This is a genomic window from Pseudomonas sp. NFACC37-1 (assembly GCF_900101575.1).
In the GTDB taxonomy this organism is placed as follows: domain Bacteria; phylum Pseudomonadota; class Gammaproteobacteria; order Pseudomonadales; family Pseudomonadaceae; genus Aquipseudomonas; species Aquipseudomonas fluorescens_AA.
In genome coordinates, this window is record NZ_FMUZ01000033.1 from 39,672 (window position 1) to 57,935 (window position 18,264).

At 51.5% G+C, this 18,264-nt stretch carries 15 protein-coding genes and 1 pseudogene; 7 read left to right on the top strand and 9 right to left on the bottom strand.

Annotation, left to right across the window (positions count from 1 at the left end):
- Positions 1 to 86: 86 nt before the first annotated feature.
- The 4 genes from BLP82_RS24670 to BLP82_RS24685 all read right to left on the bottom strand — a co-directional run bounded on the left by BLP82_RS24670 (position 87) and on the right by BLP82_RS24685 (position 5,777).
- Positions 87 to 845 (bottom strand): SDR family NAD(P)-dependent oxidoreductase, encoded by a 759-nt coding sequence (locus BLP82_RS24670; protein WP_092174233.1) that lies wholly within the window; start codon positions 843 to 845, stop codon positions 87 to 89.
- The gene (locus BLP82_RS24675) at positions 842 to 3,274 is read right to left on the bottom strand and encodes an efflux RND transporter permease subunit (RefSeq protein WP_092174236.1); all 2,433 of its coding nucleotides are present in this window, start codon (positions 3,272 to 3,274) and stop codon (positions 842 to 844) included. Before BLP82_RS24675 ends, BLP82_RS24670 begins: the two co-directional genes overlap by 4 nt.
- Positions 3,271 to 4,362, bottom strand: a complete 1,092-nt coding sequence (locus tag BLP82_RS24680; RefSeq protein ID WP_092174239.1) for a WD40/YVTN/BNR-like repeat-containing protein — start codon at positions 4,360 to 4,362, stop codon at positions 3,271 to 3,273. The genes BLP82_RS24675 and BLP82_RS24680 overlap by 4 nt, the downstream gene beginning before the upstream one ends.
- A 74-nt stretch (positions 4,363 to 4,436) precedes the next feature.
- Positions 4,437 to 5,777 (bottom strand): DUF1329 domain-containing protein, encoded by a 1,341-nt coding sequence (locus tag BLP82_RS24685; protein ID WP_170842375.1) that lies wholly within the window; start codon positions 5,775 to 5,777, stop codon positions 4,437 to 4,439.
- 373 nt (positions 5,778 to 6,150) lie between these two features.
- Here BLP82_RS24685 and BLP82_RS24690 point away from each other — a divergent pair, with 373 nt between their 5' ends.
- Positions 6,151 to 7,047, top strand: coding sequence for a dioxygenase family protein (locus tag BLP82_RS24690; RefSeq protein WP_092174245.1), 897 nt, complete (start codon positions 6,151 to 6,153; stop codon positions 7,045 to 7,047).
- A gap of 66 nt (positions 7,048 to 7,113) precedes the next feature.
- Here BLP82_RS24690 and BLP82_RS31750 read toward each other — a convergent pair whose 3' ends face one another.
- The 5 genes and pseudogenes from BLP82_RS31750 to BLP82_RS24710 form a co-directional block, all read right to left on the bottom strand.
- Positions 7,114 to 7,986: a methyl-accepting chemotaxis protein gene (locus BLP82_RS31750; RefSeq protein WP_371914150.1), complete on the bottom strand. Its 873-nt coding sequence runs from the start codon at positions 7,984 to 7,986 to the stop codon at positions 7,114 to 7,116.
- Positions 7,972 to 8,679 (bottom strand): annotated as a pseudogene (locus tag BLP82_RS32175) (HAMP domain-containing protein); the annotation flags it as partial. The pseudogene BLP82_RS32175 and the gene BLP82_RS31750, both read right to left, overlap by 15 nt.
- A 125-nt stretch (positions 8,680 to 8,804) precedes the next feature.
- Entirely contained in the window at positions 8,805 to 10,025 is a 1,221-nt protein-coding gene (locus tag BLP82_RS24700) for an MFS transporter (protein WP_092174251.1), read from the bottom strand.
- A 17-nt stretch (positions 10,026 to 10,042) separates the two neighbouring features.
- Positions 10,043 to 11,317 carry a glycine cleavage T C-terminal barrel domain-containing protein gene (locus BLP82_RS24705; protein ID WP_092174254.1) on the bottom strand — a complete coding sequence of 425 codons (1,275 nt, stop codon included), beginning with the start codon at positions 11,315 to 11,317 and terminating at the stop codon, positions 10,043 to 10,045.
- Positions 11,318 to 11,451: 134 nt separating this feature from the next.
- The gene (locus BLP82_RS24710) at positions 11,452 to 13,038 is read right to left on the bottom strand and encodes a DUF1302 domain-containing protein (protein ID WP_170842376.1); all 1,587 of its coding nucleotides are present in this window, start codon (positions 13,036 to 13,038) and stop codon (positions 11,452 to 11,454) included.
- A 977-nt stretch (positions 13,039 to 14,015) separates the two neighbouring features.
- Here BLP82_RS24710 and BLP82_RS30880 point away from each other — a divergent pair.
- From BLP82_RS30880 to BLP82_RS24735, 6 genes are all read left to right on the top strand, one after another.
- A complete protein-coding gene (locus BLP82_RS30880; RefSeq protein ID WP_139197935.1) occupies positions 14,016 to 14,606 on the top strand; it encodes a hypothetical protein in 591 nt (196 codons plus the stop codon).
- A gap of 49 nt (positions 14,607 to 14,655) precedes the next feature.
- The gene (locus BLP82_RS24715; protein ID WP_092174261.1) at positions 14,656 to 16,329 is read left to right on the top strand and encodes an FAD-binding oxidoreductase; all 1,674 of its coding nucleotides are present in this window, start codon (positions 14,656 to 14,658) and stop codon (positions 16,327 to 16,329) included.
- Positions 16,326 to 16,664, top strand: a complete 339-nt coding sequence (locus BLP82_RS24720) for a c-type cytochrome (protein ID WP_092174264.1) — start codon at positions 16,326 to 16,328, stop codon at positions 16,662 to 16,664. Before BLP82_RS24715 ends, BLP82_RS24720 begins: the two co-directional genes overlap by 4 nt.
- A complete protein-coding gene (gene azu / locus BLP82_RS24725) occupies positions 16,661 to 17,128 on the top strand; it encodes an azurin (RefSeq protein ID WP_092174267.1) in 468 nt (155 codons plus the stop codon). The genes BLP82_RS24720 and azu overlap by 4 nt, the downstream gene beginning before the upstream one ends.
- A gap of 11 nt (positions 17,129 to 17,139) precedes the next feature.
- A complete protein-coding gene (locus tag BLP82_RS24730) occupies positions 17,140 to 17,325 on the top strand; it encodes a hypothetical protein (RefSeq protein WP_092174270.1) in 186 nt (61 codons plus the stop codon).
- A 73-nt stretch (positions 17,326 to 17,398) separates the two neighbouring features.
- Positions 17,399 to 18,202: an alpha/beta fold hydrolase gene (locus BLP82_RS24735; RefSeq protein ID WP_092174273.1), complete on the top strand. Its 804-nt coding sequence runs from the start codon at positions 17,399 to 17,401 to the stop codon at positions 18,200 to 18,202.
- Positions 18,203 to 18,264 lie beyond the last annotated feature (62 nt).

Consider the following 18,264-nt stretch of genomic DNA (forward strand, 5'->3'; position numbering starts at 1 on the left):
AACCACTCAAGATCCAACCGATCTGGCGGCCGGATCGGAGCACCGTTTACTTGTCGAGGTTTGCTTTTCATTGGCGCCGGATATGGCTAGGCGACCGTAAGACCGCCATCCACTGCGAGAACATGGCCAGTGACGAAGGAAGCACCATCTGAAGCCAGCCACGCGATCGCAGTAGCAACCTCCGATGAATGAGCAATCCTCCCCATTGGCACCATGTTGGCAATATCATCAAGTGCGATATGCCCACCCACCATCCTGTCCAACAGACCAGTGCGCACCGGACCAGGGGCAACCGCGTTAATGCGGATGCCGCATCTTCCCTGCTCGACTGCTGCTGCTTTGGTTAACCCTGCGATGGCATGTTTGCTCGCGCTGTACATCGCAACGTTGGAGATAGCGCGAAGGCCCGCACTGGAGCCTGTATTGACAATGATGCCCCCTCCCTGTGTATGCATATGCAGAATCTGGTACTTCATGCCATGCCAGACCCCCTTCAGATTGATGTCCATAATACGCTGGCAATCTTGCGCAGAAAGTGTTTCAACGGGGCCAAAAGGCCCCTCGATTCCGGCGTTGTTAATCGCAATGTCGATTCGGCCCCAGCGCTCAACCGTCGCTCGAATGAGCATTTCGATTGCGGTCTCATCTCGAACATCAACTACCAGGAATGCGATATCGCCAATGAGTTCCGATAAAACTTGGTTACCCTGCTCTTCATCGATGCCTGCCATCATTACTCGAGCCCCAGCTCCTGCAAAAAGCTCCACGGTTGCCAGCCCAATACCTGAGGTGCCACCAATCACCAGCACCACCTTGCCGGAGAAGTCGAACGTTATGTTGCTCATACTTGCTCCTTCAGTAAGTGACGACTTGGCTTGTCAGCCTCCTGTTTGCGCGCTGGCTGAAAAACCTCATCTTTATTTTTCGCGCCTGGCAGGAGGAACGCCGCCAAACTGGGGAGCAGAATCAGGGCCCCAAACATATTGACCAAGAACATGAACGCTAGCAGCAAGCCCATATCTGCTTGGAACTTGATCGGTGAAAACATCCAGGTAGCTACACCCGCAGCCAAGGTCAGGCCAGTCAGCATGACCACCCGCCCAACAAACAGCAGCGATCTGGCATACGCCTCGGAAAGCGTAGCTCCGGCGCGCTGACAAGCTAATGTGACGCTGAGAATATAAAGTGCATAGTCGATACCGATACCCACACCCAAAGCCGTTACTGGCAATGTCGCAACCTTGAGCCCGATACCTAGGACCACCATCAGTGCTTCAGCCAAAATACTGGTCAACAGTAGAGGTAGTACGGCAACAAGTACCGCACGCCATGAGCGGAATGCGAGCAAACTGAGTAGAACCACTGCCGTATACACACCAAACAACATCAGGTAGTTGTTGTGCTTGACCACCTGATTGGTTGCGGCTTCAATGCCGGCAGTTCCAGCAGCCAAGAGAAACCTCACATCGTCGGTGTTGTGCTCCTGTGCAAAACGTTCGATCTCTGAAACGACACCCTGCAATGTGGCAGCTCGGTGATCCGCCAAATAAACATACAAAGAGAGCAAATTGCAGTCTTCGTTGAATAAGCCCCTAGGGGCCTGCGTAACAATGGAGTTGAGCACACGCTGATTAGGTACGATTTCTGCCCATTTAAAGCTGCCCTCGTTGAAGGCGGAACCCAACTGCTTCGCCAGGTCGGCGAAAGAGTTGCTGAGCACCACACCTGGCTGCTGCTCCAACCGCTGCTGCAGCGCACGCATTTTCACCAAGGTCCCGTAATCAGCGCACTTGTCAGTGGGCGTAGTAATCATGACCGCCAACAGGTCGCTACTTGTCGCGTAATTCCTGGTCAGATAGTCATTGTCACGATTGTAAGTAGAGTCGGCACGTAGCTCTGGTGCCCCCGCATCCAGATCACCAATTTGAAGGTGAGTGGAAATGGCTGCTCCACCAACAGCCAGTGCAATTGCGACAGCTATCGCATACGCCGCCCAACGACGTTGGGTGAAAAGGTCAAGGAAACGCCAGAATCCGCTGGGCGCCCCCGATGCAGCTTGCTCCTGGGCCAACGCTCGGGTAGCCGCCCGTTTATTCACGCCGGTGTAAGTCAGAAGAATTGGCAGCAAAATCAGATTGGTAAAAATTAGAATCGCTACGCCGATACTCGCCGTGATCGCCAGTTGGCGAATTGCCTCAATGTTCACCAACATCAGGACCGCGAAACCGACAGCATCACAAACGAGGGCGGTAAACCCCGCCATAAACAAACGGCGAAACGTATTACGGGCTGCATCCACGCGGTGCATGCCACGACCGATATCCTGCATCACTCCATTCATCTTCTGCGCACCGTGGCTCATACCGATGGCGAAGATGAGGAAAGGCACCAATATCGAATAGGGGTCCAGCCGAAAACCAATCATTGGCAGCAGTCCAAGCTGCCATACCACGGCGATCAATGAGCAGGCTACGACAATCGCAGTACTACGCAGGCAACGGGTAAACCAAAACACCATTGCCGTAGCGATGGCCACCGCGATACCGAAGAAAATAAGGATTTGCAGCAGGCCATCTATCAGGTCACCCATGACCTTGGCAAATCCGACGATGTGGATACTTATTCCGTCTTTCTGGTACTTGGCACGGATAGCCTCAAGACGCTGGGAAAGCACTCCGTAATTGAGTGCTTGTTCGGCCTGAGCATCGTAGTCCAACAGCGGAACAACAATCGTGCTAGAACGGAAATCTGAGGCAACAAGCCGCCCGACAATTGCGGATCGCATGATATTAGTCCGTAGTTCTTCCATGCTGGACTTAGATCCATCGAAGGAGTCAGGCATGACGGGGCCGCCGTCAATCCCCTCTTCCGTTACGGCCATCCAACGAACGCCACGCGTCCAAAGAGATTGGACATACGAGCGCTCTACGCCCGGCAGAAGAATCAGCTCATCATTGACCTTCTGCAGAGTGTCCAGATATTTCGGGTCGAGAACACTTCCATTGTCGGTGGCAACGATGACTCTCAGACTATTGCCCAACCCTTTGAGATCATCCTCATGGGAAAGATAGTTTTGAATGTACGGGTGATCATTTGGGATCACTGCCTTGAAACTTGCGTTGAGTTCCAGATGTCGCGTCTGGAAAGCGAGAAATAATGTTACCAATAGGCACAGAAGCACTATCAAACCGCGGCGACTAAATAGTACCCGCTCCAGAAAAGTCCCTGCTGCGGGGTCAAAAGGCTCATTTGAGTTTTGAATTTCAACTTTCATTGTGCGGACTCCCCTGCAGACAGACTTAGGGTCTGCACCCCACTCGGGCCAACTAACAACAATTGATCGTCGTTTACTTGGATTGCTTCGGCAGCTGGCGCAAGCTGTTTATTTAGGGCACGAAAATCATCGGAGCGCTGATTTCCCATGACAACCTGACCATTTTCAGCCAGGAGAAGAATGCGCCCATCTTTCAGAACCAAGCCGCCCTGAATAGATGCGGAAGTCCCTGTTTCAAACTGCTGCCAGCTTTCGCCCCGATCAAAGGATCGAATGGCACTCCCCCGCAGACCAAACGCCACCGAGGCGCTATCACCCATAACGACCCCAAATAGGGTACCGGAATATGGCTGATCGATAGCTTGATAAGCCCCGTTACCGAGGCGGCGAAGCAGCAGGCCTTGCTCACCTACCACCAGATCTTGCCCTCTTAGCGACGTGCTGCTGTAGTAATGGAGCGAACCCGAGTTGAAATCCTCGGTTTGTAATGGCAACCAAGTTTTACCTCCATCGAGGCTACGTAATGCAATGCCAAAAGCACCAAAAATGGTGATCCGCTGGGTATCCTCCACCTGCATAGTAAGAAAGGGTTTGTCTGGGCCGTCCTGTACCAGCAACTCAGCTTGATGAAGGAATTTTAAAGCACGCTCATCTTGATCGCCTTTTAGTGAGACTTCGCGCTGGGCCTGCTCCAGAAACAACTGGGCAACCCTCATGCCATCGAGCTGAACCTCCCAATTCTCGCCGCCGTCTGCAGTGTGCAAAACCACGCCGAGGTGACCGATAACCCAACCTTCCTTGGTAGTAGCAAACCGAACTTGGGTAAGAAGAACGTTTACAGGGACTTCAGCTTGGCGCCAGGTCTTACCGATGTCGTCGGAAAGAATCACTCGCCCATTTTCACCCACAGCGACAAGACGATCGCCCGCTCTTGCTACGCTGAGCAGGTATCCATTTTCCGGATGATTGACTACAACACTTGGCTGCTTCAACACTTCGGGCAACGAGAGCACATCTGCGTGTGCGAAATATCCCAAACCACTCAGCAAGAATGCTGTCGCGATTCGTCCTGCTTTTTTCTCAACCATACAATTCACCGATGAGAAAGTAACTGCAAAGCAGCGACGCGGAGCGCCGCTGCCCTCCAACTCAAACCTTCTTCTTAACGAAGAGCGTCCTGAGTTAATGCTTCAGCGGTGAAATAAGAACGTGGACGAGGCTCGACAGGGGTATAGTTTTTGACGTAACCAGCAACCGTGTAGGCGCGTTGCTGGAAGTCCAGGCTTTGGTATGGAAGAGTCACTACACCCGGCAGATCGTAACTTACCGCAGTGTAACCAATGCCACCGCGCCACAGCTTACCCTGAGCATCGTAAAGGTCAGAGGCTACGATGTTCCAGCTGTCCTCATCCATATAGACCTTGCGCTTAGGTGCAGCATTGCGCTTTCCGTCCTTAAGAATGCCTTCCACTTCCCATACCCGATGCAGTTCCCAGCGAACGACAGACGGATCCACAAAGTTAGCGCCCAACGTTTTCTCCGGATCGGAAGCGAGCAATGCGTTGGTGTTGTATGGAATGTACATTTCACGCTTGGTTACCAGCTTCCAATTGTACTGCTCAGGTGACCCGAAAAAGCCGTATGACTCATCAAACTGCGCGAGACCTGAAATATAGAAGTTTGGCGTGTCAAACTGCACGTTCGGAAGTTTACGAACGCGTCGTTGGCCTGGCATGTACTGCCAAGAACCTGGCTGGTGGGCTTCGTAGTCGCTTGGAAACAGGCCAATCAAAGCTTCACCAGCGCTACGTCCTGGGGCAGTAGTTTTTGCACGATGCCACCACCACCAACCATCAAAATCTTTCTCACCACCAGGCAATGAGTAACGGTAGAACTCGTTGATGTCGATTACGGATGTCAAAGAGCGACGGCCACTGCCATCGGCCATGTAGAGCCGGTAGACGGTATCTACCGCGGTCCCCTTCCAGGAAAGAAAGTGGTTCCATAGCACTTCACTACCCGTCTTTGGGATCGGGAATGGAGTGCCGCCGTACGCGTTCTCGATGGCCAATCCATCTTTAGCCGAGCTCGCGCTAACAGCGTTTTTCGCCGCGTAGTCGTAGAACCACTGAGGAGCAGACGCCGTACGGTGTGTGTCGTAAACATCTACTTGATAGCCAGGATAATTCTTAAGCATGTAGTACACGCTGTCGGAAAGCTTCGGCTTGTACTGATCGGCATTAGCAGCAGTGATCTGAAATTTTAACTTTTCATCTGGAAATGGAAGCGGGGAGAACGACCCTGGCTGGTGTCCAGCTGGCTTTTGCTGGTATCCACCGGTCCACTTAGGGATGGTACCGTCAGCATTTCCTGCCATCTCTGCGCCAACGGGTGTCAACGTGGTACCCAGTTGCTTAGCTTGCTCGGGGCTGACAGCAGCATAAGCACCGCTGGCCATACAAAGCGGAAATAGCAGCAGCAAAGCCATCTTATTCTTGTTCATGCGTATGGTTCTCTTGTTGTTATTACAGAGGCTGGTTCCGGCACCGTCGCGAAAATGGCAGCCGCAATGCATGCGACGCTTTAGACTTGACCGACCTTTCCATTCCAAGCCGCTAAATCCGCAGGCGCGATATTGCTCCTGTGATATCGGCCAAGAAGCATTTAGGCCGCTTAACGCTTTCTTACGGACAGACCGATGACTAAACCTATTTCCGCCGCCGCGTACGCACACCTATCGAAAGATAGAGGGCCGTCATGAAACGCTTAGCTATCTTTAGGTAGGAGCAGAAACGCGTCAGTGATTCCAAAATAAAAATGGAAAGATGAATTTTCACCACGACATCGCATAGAAAAGTGTCAATCTAGGATCCTTTATGAGCGATAAGATTACTGGCCTCACCAACGACGTTATAAAACAGATGGCTGGCACGCCCTCGCTACGTTTGCGAGAAATCATGGAAAGCGCCGTACGCCACCTTCACGCATTCGCTAACGAGGTTCAACTGACACCGGAAGAATGGATAGCAGGTATTTCATTTCTCACAGAAACCGGTCAAATGTGTAACGCCAACCGACAAGAATTCATCTTGCTTTCGGACACCCTCGGCCTTTCAAGCCTTGTAAATTTGCTGCACGACCAAGATGGTCTTTCCCAAGCGACAGAAAGCAGCGTGCTTGGCCCCTTCTTTCGGGAGAACGCTCCGTCGCTCGGCCATGGGGAATCCATTGCCAAACCCGGCAATGAAGGTGTCGCAGTCTCCTACTATGGACAGATAACCGATACCGACGACACTCCGATAGCCGACGCAAACATACAGATTTGGCAGACTGACTCAGAGGGCCGGTACGACATCCAGCTTCACGGCCAGGAGGTAATGGATATGAGGGGCAGCTTCACCAGTGACTCGGATGGCTGGTATCGAGCACGCAGCGTGTTACCGAAGAGTTATCCACTACCCGAAGACGGTCCAGTGAGGCGCATGCTCACAGTCCAGGAACGACACGGATATCGACCGGCACATATCCACTTCCTTATTAGCGCACCAGGCTATAAAGAACTTGTGACGGCCTTGTATCTCGAGGGGGACCCGTATCTCCAGTCTGACACCGTGTTCGGCGTTACCACTTCAAAGCTCATTGTCACGCCGAGCCGGGACGAGATGGATCCACTTTCTGGGCTCTCTTCGATTCGCTATGACTTCAAATTGGCAAAAGGAACAGCTGATGCCTGCAGAGTGGGTGCTGACGTGTCCAAGATACACATTCAGTAACTCTTGTTCTTACCGATTACCGTCGGGGTTTGGGCACCACTCGGTGCCCCTTTTTGCATGATGTGATCAGATCTGAAACCGCCGGACCCACTGACTCAATTCAACGCTAAGGTTCTTCAGTACCTTACTGTAATGACCGCTTTCACGCGCGCTCAACGCCCCCACCTGCGCCTCATCACGAACGCGCAGCACACTTCGACTAACCTGCTCCGCAACATTGCTTTGCTGGACGGCAGTCGTAGCAATCTGTTCACTCATTTCACCTATCAATGAGGCAGATTCGGTAATGGCACGAAGCGCTGTATCAGCGAGTCCTGCCTGATCGACAGCCTGACGAGCTTGGCCAAGACAGTTCTCACTATGGGATAGCGCCTGTCGCGTGAGCGCCTGCAGCGACTCGATCGTTAAAGCAATCTCCATGGTGGCGCCTTGGCTGCGTTTAGCCAATGCGCGCACCTCGTCCGCCACCACTGCGAACCCCCTTCCCTGCTCGCCCGCCCTGGCGGCCTCAATGGCAGCATTCAAAGCTAATAAGTTTGTCTGCTCTGCTACGGATCTAATAACATCAAGAATACCGCCAATACGATCACTTTCCAGTGTGAGGTCAACCATGCTAGCCCGAGTTGCTGTCACCCCTTCTGCGAGGCTATCAATACTTTCAACGGCGTCGGCCACAAGTTTGGCCCCCGAACGAGCCTGGTGCTCTGCTTGCCGTACCGCTTCAGAGGCACGTTGAGTGTGCCCCGCGACATCACGGACACTGGCAGCCATCTCGATCATAGCCGAAGCACTTTTCTCGGACTCTTCAGTTTGCCGCTGTGCCGCATGACCCGCATTGCTGCTAACGTCTTGGAAGTCTGACGCGACCTTACCCAATTGCTCAACCACTTTAACAACGCGCTCTACCATTCCACGTAGTCCGAGGGTCATTGCCTGCATGGAGCCGAGAAGTTCCCCTAGTTCATCTTTACGCTGGTGGTCAAACTCCGCTCGCAAATCACCATTTGCAATGGCGCGTAGTGCGCTAACCGAGCGGTGCAATGGGTTCACGATCTGATAACGCAATAGAACTGTGGAGAATGTCGCGACAATGATGAGTAAGAAACTACTAAGTCCTAACATCATTAGCACACGCTGGCTAACAACGATCATGCTTTGACCTTGCGCCCAATAGGCGGAGTCGCCCTTTTCTATGAGATTTTTAGCTTGCCGCCCCAATGCTTCAACTTCTGCCGGAGTAGCAGCCTCGCTCTCCTGTTTCTTTCTGATTTCTTCGAAAAGCGTTCGATATTCGACAGCCGCGCGCCGCATTTCATCGAGGACTGGCCGCTGATCGCTATCAGGGTACTTTTCGATTAGCGCGTCAAGTTTTGACTTGACGGCTTCGAGTGATTCCTTCGCACTCTGTGCCGCATCTAAAGCACCATCGATACGATAATTCTGTTGCGCAACCTCGGCCTTGAGAAGAAGGATTTGACTCTCCGAGACGCCGGTCATCAAATCACCTCGCTCGAAGAGTGCAAATATTCCATAAAAGCCGGCACCGGCGACACCGAGCGCCAATAACACCGTAACTCCAAACCCCCAAAGCAGTTTGTTATTCACCGAAAAATTATCAAAAGCGTTCCACATATCGACTCCATGACCAGCACGACCCCTTGACTAGGAGCACGTGATTACCTCACATCAAAGAGCTGGATGTGCCAGCAGCGTCATTACCAATGAATTAGAGCCAGTGACCAAATCTAGCTTCTCGTTTACTCGAAGCGTGCAGTCGCACTGACGCTTCTACTGCGCATGGGTAGAAGGAGATAACTGGCCCCCCAAGCGAGAACGGTAATCACGACGAAGTAATACCAGTGCCCCATTTGTAAAGTCGTGAAGTACAACGGAGCGGAAAGCGCTGCACCTATGCCAGTGATCTGTCCGACCAGGCCAGCAGCAGCTCCAGATTGACCAGGTTCCGACAGCACTCTTGGAAGCAAGGAAAATACAAAAGCGATAAATCCACCTACGCACAATTGAAGAAGCATGGCTCCACCAACAACGAAGGGAAGCACTCCGCTTGGCCAATAAAATATGAAGCTGCCTATAGTCGCGCTGGCAAGAATAAGCATGGCAAGCAAAGCAGCACTCCAGCCCTTTGCCAGTAGTCCACCAATGATAATACTACCCAAGATCCCACACAGACTTGCCACAGCCATCGACTGAGCAGCGAGTCCCATTTCCATCCCATGAATTTTGCTGAGATAGATCGCACCTACTGCGCTGCTACCGATGCCTGCCAATGCGGAAAGACTCAAGCTAAAGCCGAAGCGCAGTACCCTCTTATTGCAAAGCACTTCAGTCAAACCGTTCCCCTTGGAAACGATTCTCAAGCCCGGAATGCCGAGGAAGACAAAACACAAACATCCCGCAATAATGGCATGACATAGAAAAGCTTCACGCCATGTGTCACCACCGGCATACGGTGAAACCAGCAACAGGCCGATGGAATACCCCACTGGCATCACTGTTGACCAGAGCGTGAGCGATTGCACTTGCTGCTTACCCGTAGTAAACATCATCAACAGGCCCTGCCCAGAAGTGAGCAGCGAGACTAAAGCTACACCTTCGATCAGCAGTGTAATACGCAGTGCATCGAATGTTTCCAACCATGAATTCGCAAAACTGGACGCTCCCATGGCGAGAAGACCAATAAGTAAGAGCGGTCTTGGCCCTATACGATCTATCAACCATCCCATCAGCAGCCCTGCGAAAGCTAATGGAATCAGCTGACCAGCTATTGCCATTCCGACCGCAGAAGCTGTGACCCCAAATGTGCGACTGATATCAGTGCTTAAAGGGCCCATCATGCCTAAGGCAGATGTTCCAACTAAGCCATATAAATAAATCAAAGTAATCGGAAACCATTTATTTCTCATAGCAGCCCCAACTAATACCTCGAAAGAAAAATGGCGCAATAAATTTTGCGCCATCAAACAGACTCTGAGCGTTAGCTCAATACGTCTCGCCGTTTATCTTGTTTATATGGCGCGGGAGCCACGGTCGCACGAATCCGAGTCTGTTCGGTACCTGGGTTACCCCACAACACCTCAACTTCGGTTCCAGGCTCACTCAGCGAAGCATCGATAAAAGCCAAGGTTAGAACTTTTCTGAAGTAAAGGCTGTAGCCTGGAGAGGATGAAAACCCTACCGTCTTCCCATCTTTCAGAACTGCATCAGCCCAGGTCATCCACCGGTGCGGGTGTGGAATATCGAGAAAGTCGTACGGTGTTTTCTCGCCAAAAAGAGAAGCATAGAGAGCGATAACGTCATCGTTATTAAACTCCAACGTTACTCGCGCTTTACGAGGATTTTTCGCCTCTTCCTCCAATGCGGCCCGCCCAGTGAAATCGTGGTCAAACTTAACGTTACGTCCCCAGCCAAGTTCATATGGGCTAAGCAGATAGTCGTCGATTGACTCTCCCTGGAAACTACCCTGCAATACCGGAACGATGCCTTTAAGATCGAAGTGCTCGTAAATAAATTCAAGTTGACCTTCGCTCTCTGGTCCGAAGGATGATGGTAGGAAATGCCAAAACGTGGTTGGGAACGCAGCTTCCAAGTGGTTGATCATTGCCGTTCGCCGGCCAAGACGACGTATACCAAAACGCTGACCTGCCGCGATAATGGCATTATATACCGCGTCCTTATCCTTCAGATCACCATGAAACTCGAAGCCGATTTCGCCTGCCATACCTTGACGAAGGGCCTTGACGGTGCACCCGGAAATGGTAACTTCACGAAAGTGCATGAACTTAATGTCCAATAGATCGTCACCGGTAACCTCTTGGCAGACCGCAAGAGCTGTTGGCCCAGAAACCTGCAGTTGAAACGTCTGGCACTCTTTCCACGTTGCGTCATAACCACGCTTTGTCAACTGAAAGGCAGACCAAAAGGCACTGCCAGCTTGGGAAGAAAATCTATTTTCGCCCAAACGCATCAAAACGCCTTCGCCCACTACCTTACCGTTACTATCACACTGAACCACATGCTTAGCTTGGCCTATGGAAAAGTTTTCAAAGCTGTTAACGCTAATATCGCGAAACAGCCTCAATGCCTCTGGGCCTTCGAACTCAACATCCCATAGAAATGACCAATCTCCGATATAGCATGTGCTCTTCCAAGACAGCTGCTCATCCTGCCAAGATGTAAATTCTGGCCCCCCCCAGCCCGGAGAATACGGCGGGGTAGTATTGCGCATGAAGTTAATGATTTCTTTTGACATACAGCTCTCCGAAGATCAGTTATAAAGCTCACTCGCCGGCCATTAAGGACGGACATCTAAAAAACATTTTAACGCCGCTGACAATCTTTCAGAAAAGGCAGAATTAAAATCAAACGCTGATTACAGATACACGATTAGAATGTGTGAGTCAGCGAGGCCATGACAAAATCTCGTCCACGGTAGTAGTTATTATCTTCGCTACCAAAGAAGTGAGTCACATTCAGACCCAGCTTCCAATCCTGCTGATAGGTGCCAACCACACCAACGTTCACGTCACCACCGTGGTCAGAGCCGTAGTTATTAAACGCCACTGAAATGGGAGACTCGCCTTTAAAGTTGTACCCCAGCCCGAGAGGCACGTCGATATCCAAACCTGGAAAGACTTGATAGTAATTAAGGGTAGCCACGCCTCGAACGCCATACGAGGTATCATCCAGACTACTATCAAACTCCGCTTTATTTTTTGTAATGCTTGTCAGGTGGTGACCTGCGAGTTCACCTGCGAGAGAGTATCCATCCCAAAAAACACCCGCGTTACCTACATAAATAGCATTGATTTGCGCATGTACAGTATCCCCCAGAACTTGGGGATCCAGAACATCACCGCTGGCGCGTAACGATGCATCTTTTCGGTAGGAAATCTCACCACCAATATTCAACTGTCCGACCGTAGTGTTCGCACTGATGCCGTAGAGCTTGACCCGCTCTTGATACCGCAAAGAGTAAGTACCGATTGAGCCATTTGTGGGATCAAAGCCACCGGAGGGACTAATTACAACTTGAGGGGTTTTTTCGTTGTATTCAATCGCATAGAGACCGAGATCAAGATTCAGTGATTCTGGACGCCACCGTAGAGACACACCGAACTGAGGTGCATCTGGCTCTTTGTCGCTGCCGCGATAGAAAAATGCGCCAGGTCCCGCGATGATACGCTCCCCGCCCTCATCGAGAATGTCCACAGAGGATAAGAAACTGCCAGCCGGTGGTATCCGGGATTTTTCCCACTGGAATTGATAGAAACCTTCGATCGTCCAACCGCCATCGAACATTGCGCTCGCTGATATCTGTTTGGTCGGTAGAAAAAGCTCTTGCGCCTTGGTGTTAGGGACGCTAAGTGCTTTATAGACATCGACAGGAGCCATGGCTGCAGCAATTCCATTGTCGGTGAAGAACAAGCTCTCTCCCCACAGAAGCGTGTGCTGCCCCAATCGAACACTTACCGGAACGTCAAAAGGCGTGAACTGACCAGAAACGAAAGCATTCATCAACTCAACTTTATTACCCGCCCACTTGCGCGTTTGATCTGTGAAATCATTATTTGAAACCGAGGAAGGGTTAAAGGTACCTGGTGAGTCGTTGTCATTGCGGTGGTTGTATACGTCATCGTACCAAGCCGCGGCACTGAGACTCAGACCGAAATTTTTATAGCGCGCATTCAACTCTGTAAGCCAGTCGAAACGGTTCATCATCAACGAGCCACGATCAAAGTTGTGTTCAGGATCATCAGCGTTGACGCTTTTGAGATTGGTATCACTTGGATTGCTGATTCGCGATCCAAGCGAGTACTTAATGGTATTATCCCAGTTGCCCTTGATGTCACCGTACTCGAATTCAACCGCCATAGCTGTGGTGCTAGATGCCAACAGAACACCACCCAATAATGCAGAAAGCGTTAGAGGTGGTTCAAGCGCGAGGCTAGCAGGCAGAGTCATTTTCTTCATTATTTTTATTCTCCGGTTGTGGTGCATGTCTACACAAAGTGCCCGAGTTGGATTCCCCTAAGAAGTTGTTACAAGTGGATCAGGCACGGATCCATAGCGTCCAAATTAGAGATGCCCCACCGTAGGAGCACCTATCCAAAGATAGAAGAGATAGGCTCCCCCTCCCTGCCACTCCCGTGCGGTTTAAAAGCATCAGCCCCCCCCCGCAATGACCGCATACTGACGATGGGCGTCATCATCGGATGACGCTACCGGCAATCATCTCCTACGCACTCTTCCTGATTTGATCACCCTGAAAAGCAGCGCCCGAGGACAGCTTCCTTGGATGCCATAGTTGCTTGAACTTCATTACGACCGAACAGAGCGTGACCACGCCGTGATACACGGCCACAGCCTCACACTTGGCGGAGTTGATTTTCCCGAGCCTGGTTCGAGCTTACGTTCTCAATGCACCAGCTTGAAATAACAGTTGGCTCAGTGGAATCAATGCCCCACGCATCAGCAAGCGCCTGTAGCGATACATTGTCACTCCCAGAAACCATGGGTGCTGAAGCGATTTACCCAACAAACCGGAATGTCGCGATTCAGCTTCGGGTGACTTTTCACCAAGCGTACCGGACAGACCCCAATCGAATATTTTATTGAACGCAGGATGGCAAGTGGCCGCTGAACTCGTTCTCCAGCGTCACCAGAGCGTTCACGGATAACGGAGGTCGTCGGATACAAACCCGAGCGAGCCTTTAGAGAATTTTTCATTCGCCATTTTGGAATGCCACCGTGCGACTACAGAAAACACCACGCAGAGACTCCACAGAAAACATAGCGACTATCTTTGGGTAGGTGTTGCCCTAACACGCTTTGCGTAAATATTCCGATGAAAGTGATCCAGGACGGATCCCGATAACCACAAAATCATCGGAGCTCGCCGCAATGCTAGAGTCTTTCTTCGATTCCCGCCATGCGTTGGACAGAATCCAATGAACCGGCGCAGTGTACTTAAGGCTGGCCTGGCCTCCAGCCTGCTTCCGCTAATAGGCTTCAACGGTATCGCTAAAGCTCTCGATTTCGAATCGAAAGTCAAATTGACGGCCATCGTTTCCGATACTCGCTTTGCAGCCAGTAACTCTTTTGGCTCGCATGCCAAAACACTGGGTGTACCTCTCCTCGTCAGCAATGGAGATATAACAAAGGTTTGGCTAAAGCATCTTGATCCTATATGGAAGCAAGGTAGTGCCTTTGTCATGGGCTTAACCACCCAAGAACAGCTTTTCTGCCTTGAGCGCCTGGCTTGGGATCGTGGCATGAAAGTTCTAATGCGCATAGAACACAACGCTGTAGGTGAGGGACGAATAGCGCACTCGATCATAGCTCCACCACGTCTGATAGAAAAAACCACACTGGCAGTCCAGAACGAACATTTTTGGCCCACTGATCTGGGAGTTCTTCTAAGTTCCTGCTCGTCTTCGCTGCTTAGCGGCAGTTGCTTCAGTCGACAGGTGATGAGCAAGGGCTGCCTCAATGAGCAACTCGTGACCTGGGTAATAGCCCCATCAACTCGATCCGCCTGAAACCGCCCCGACCGGTCAGACATTCATAACTATAAATAGGAGAGTTCCAATGCTGCCTCCTGGCATCGATTCCGCGACTTTTCAAAAGGCAATAAGCGCTTTCGAGAACGTGGTCGGCAAAGAATGGGTCTTCACCAGCGAAGATGATCTGAAACTCTATCGCGACGCCTACTCGCCCTACCTGGGCGAGCCTGAAGAGCGCGTCGCTTCAGCTGCCGTAGCTCCGGACTCTTCTGAACAGGTACAAGAAATTGCGCGGATCGCTAATAAGTACGGCATTCCGTTGTACACAATTTCTACCGGCAAGAACCTTGGCTATGGAGGCTCCGCCCCCACCTATAGCGGCAGCGTGGTGTTAGACCTCAAGCGTATGAATCGCATCATTGAGGTCAACGAGAAACAGGCTTACTGCATCGTCGAGCCTGGTGTCAGCTACTTCGACATGTACCGCTATCTGCAAGAGAAGAAAAGCGCGCTGTGGATTGACGTACCAGACCCAGGCTGGGGAAGTATGGTGGGGAATGCTATGGATCGCGGTGCCGGTTATACCGCCTCCCAATTCCGCAATCATTTCGATGCTCACTGCGGAATGGAAGTGGTACTGGCCAGCGGCGAGATTATGCGTACTGGAATGGGCGCAATGCCAAGCTCTAAAACCTGGGGAATGTATAAGACCGGCTTCGGCCCAGCAATCGACGGCATCTTTAGCCAGTCAAATTTTGGCATTGTAACGAAGATGGGTTTTTGGCTTATGCCAGAGCCTGAAGCGTTCCTAAAAGGTCGCGTCCACCTCTCGCGGTATGAAGATCTGATTCCTCTGGTCCAATTGATGACAGAGCTGGAAAACTCTAAAATCTTCACTGGCTACCCTGACATTAATAGCCCAGCCATGGGTACGCCGAGTCTAGCGGGCCTGCACGAATTTCTCGCACATGGCCCTAAGGAACTAGACCCAGAATTCATGGCCCTCATTGGGCGCGGAGCTAAACCAAAAGAGTACGAGGCATACGCAAGCAAAAAGGGAATCCCTTTTTGGAGCTGCGCACTGACGTTCTATGGCCCGGAAAAAGTCATTCGAGCCCAATGGGAATATGCACAGGAACGTTTCAGCAAAGCCATACCTGGGGTGAAATTTGAAGAACGCGAGTTCTACAATCTTCCACTTTCACCTGAGCAAGCAGAGAAAGTTGAATACCCCGCCCAATTCGGTATCCCCAATCTACGCACATTCGCAATCGGCGCGCGTTCGACTTGGAATTCAGCTCCACCAAGCCATGGGCATGCCTGGTTCTCTCCGGTTATTCCTCGTGATGGCGCGGAGATTCTCAAGATCAATGAAGTCATCGGAGCAGAGGCTCGTCGACTCGGCATTCCGCTGATATTCGCGATGATCGTACCTGTTCCATCATGGGAGCGAAGTTTCACGTTCATCATCCCTCTGTTCATCAGCGATGATCCTGCACAGAACAAGAGGAGCCGCGACGCATTCAGGCATCTCATCAGAGTGGCTGCCGATCATGGCTGGGGGGAGTATCGAACCGCCCCTACGTTCCAGGCCGATGTAATGGATACCTATTCGTTTGGCGATCATGCTCTGTTGCGCTTTCACGAGTCGATCAAGGACGCCATTGACCCTAAAGGAATCTTGTCACCAGGCCGATATGGCATCTGGCCGAAGCACCTTCGAGATAAGCATCGCTACAAAGGAGGCGACTCAGTATGAAGCGCTCAATCATTATGACCTTTTTGGCGGTAGCCGCCTTCAATAGCTTCGCTGCCGATAATAATCCGGATCTTGGAAAGCAGGTGTATCAAAAATGGTGCGCTCCGTGCCACGCCCCCGGTGATCTATATCCAGGCACTCTGGCTTTAAGAGCCAAGTACAAGGGAGCACTTCCCGATGCGTTGGAACACCGCACAGATCTTAATCCCGAGATGATCAAGTACTTCGTCCGGAACGGGGTCACCATCATGCCTTTCTTCCGCAAGACTGAGATTTCCGACACGGAGCTGAGTGCGATTACGAAATTTCTTACCAAACAGCCAACCAAACCATGATCAGTAGAGGATGCATTAAGTTAGATCGGCTTTTACTCGCTGCTCTATTCGCAGTGGCTTCACCAGCATTCGCTCAGAAATGTGAAGTCACCATTGTTTCCACCGATCAAATGACATACTTGCAAGATCATATTTCCGTGAGCCGAAGTTGCAAACAGTTCACCGTGACGCTTCAGCACACGGGACGAATGCCTGCCGCAGCAATGGGGCATAACTGGGTGCTGAGCAAAACCAGTGATGTTCACGGTATCGCCACCGACGGAATCACTGCCGGTAGTGCAAATAGTTTCCTGAAGACTGGGGACAGCCGAATCATAGCTCACACTCGATTAATAGGCGGAGGTGAAAGCGCCGATGTCATCTTCAACGTTAGCGAGCTATCGCCTGACGAAAGCTACACTTTTTTCTGCTCCTTCCCGGGCCACTCGGTCTTGATGAAGGGCCAGTTAAAACTGATCGACTGACATGGAGAAAAATGATCTTCCAGCTTGCCGTGATAGACGACCCGATAGACCTACGACACGCGCCTGAAACTGGCGATCTCCTGATTGAGTTCGAGCATAGTCATCGCGCGGCCGCCAACAAGCGCTTTCAAGTGCGCTTCAAGCTGGTGGCTTTCAACCAAGTCTCCAATGCCCTTAACCGCCCTTCCTATCCATAGATAGGTGCAGGGCAGTACCACCGACAGCAATCTCGCATTATCCAAATATCACAATCATAGAAAGAAGGTATTTATGAGCATGCTTCCTACGGGGGATTCTCGTGTCGATTTTTCAAGCTGGAATCGTCAGTATTATCAAATCAATGGCGCCGTGGTTGCAGTCCATAGCGCCGGCGAAGGTACGCCTGTTGTTTATCTCCATGGTGGTGGAACCTGGCACGGACTGGGTTTCACCTCTGGTCTGACGGATCGCTTCAAAGTCTACCTGCCTCACCATCCAGGTTTTGGCTTATCCGAAGACAACTCCCAGGTCGACTCTATTGCAGATTGCGTCGAGCACTACGAAAGCGTTTTCGACACACTCGAGCTCCAACGCGTCCATCTGGTTGGTAGCTCGTTAGGTGGCCGTATCGCTGCCGAGTTCACTGCCCGATATCCACATCGAGTGAGCAAACTTGTACTTGCTGCACCCGCCGGCCTTGCCGTTCCCGAACACCCTCTGCCCGATCTGTCGAAAGTTTCGCCTCAGGACTTCCCTTCATATCTCGTGAACGATATGCAAGTCCTTCTCCCCTTCCTTCCGCACGGGCCGGACGAAGAATTTATGAACATGCGGGTCAGAGAAGGTAGTGCGGTCATGCGCCTTTTAGGTCAGACGGGCCTGGACAACCCGAATATGCCAGAGCTTTTGAAACGTATCTCCGCTCCGACCTTGATTCTTTGGGGTCGCTTAGACCGAATGCTTCCAGTTGGCCAAGCCGAGCATTGGAAAAACAATATTGCCGGCGCCAAGGTCAAGGTATTCGAAAACATCGGCCATCTTCCACTTGATGAGTCGGCAGAAGCACGCCAGGCCGTATTGGATTTTCTGGACTGAGGAGGCCGCGAGACCAGCCTGCGCACTATCTTTCGGCAGGTGCCCCCGGCCTCGGCAATAAC

Coding starts and splice junctions, on each gene's coding strand:
- BLP82_RS24670 (WP_092174233.1), bottom strand. CDS start 845: ATGAGCAACATAACGTTCGACTTCTCCGGCAAGGTGGTGCTGGTGATT.
- BLP82_RS24675 (WP_092174236.1), bottom strand. CDS start 3,274: ATGAAAGTTGAAATTCAAAACTCAAATGAGCCTTTTGACCCCGCAGCA.
- BLP82_RS24680 (WP_092174239.1), bottom strand. CDS start 4,362: ATGGTTGAGAAAAAAGCAGGACGAATCGCGACAGCATTCTTGCTGAGT.
- BLP82_RS24685 (WP_170842375.1), bottom strand. CDS start 5,777: ATGAACAAGAATAAGATGGCTTTGCTGCTGCTATTTCCGCTTTGTATG.
- BLP82_RS24690 (WP_092174245.1), top strand. CDS start 6,151: ATGAGCGATAAGATTACTGGCCTCACCAACGACGTTATAAAACAGATG.
- BLP82_RS31750 (WP_371914150.1), bottom strand. CDS start 7,986: ATGCAGGCAATGACCCTCGGACTACGTGGAATGGTAGAGCGCGTTGTT.
- BLP82_RS24700 (WP_092174251.1), bottom strand. CDS start 10,025: ATGGCGCAAAATTTATTGCGCCATTTTTCTTTCGAGGTATTAGTTGGG.
- BLP82_RS24705 (WP_092174254.1), bottom strand. CDS start 11,317: ATGTCAAAAGAAATCATTAACTTCATGCGCAATACTACCCCGCCGTAT.
- BLP82_RS24710 (WP_170842376.1), bottom strand. CDS start 13,038: ATGAAGAAAATGACTCTGCCTGCTAGCCTCGCGCTTGAACCACCTCTA.
- BLP82_RS30880 (WP_139197935.1), top strand. CDS start 14,016: ATGAACCGGCGCAGTGTACTTAAGGCTGGCCTGGCCTCCAGCCTGCTT.
- BLP82_RS24715 (WP_092174261.1), top strand. CDS start 14,656: ATGCTGCCTCCTGGCATCGATTCCGCGACTTTTCAAAAGGCAATAAGC.
- BLP82_RS24720 (WP_092174264.1), top strand. CDS start 16,326: ATGAAGCGCTCAATCATTATGACCTTTTTGGCGGTAGCCGCCTTCAAT.
- azu (WP_092174267.1), top strand. CDS start 16,661: ATGATCAGTAGAGGATGCATTAAGTTAGATCGGCTTTTACTCGCTGCT.
- BLP82_RS24730 (WP_092174270.1), top strand. CDS start 17,140: ATGATCTTCCAGCTTGCCGTGATAGACGACCCGATAGACCTACGACAC.
- BLP82_RS24735 (WP_092174273.1), top strand. CDS start 17,399: ATGAGCATGCTTCCTACGGGGGATTCTCGTGTCGATTTTTCAAGCTGG.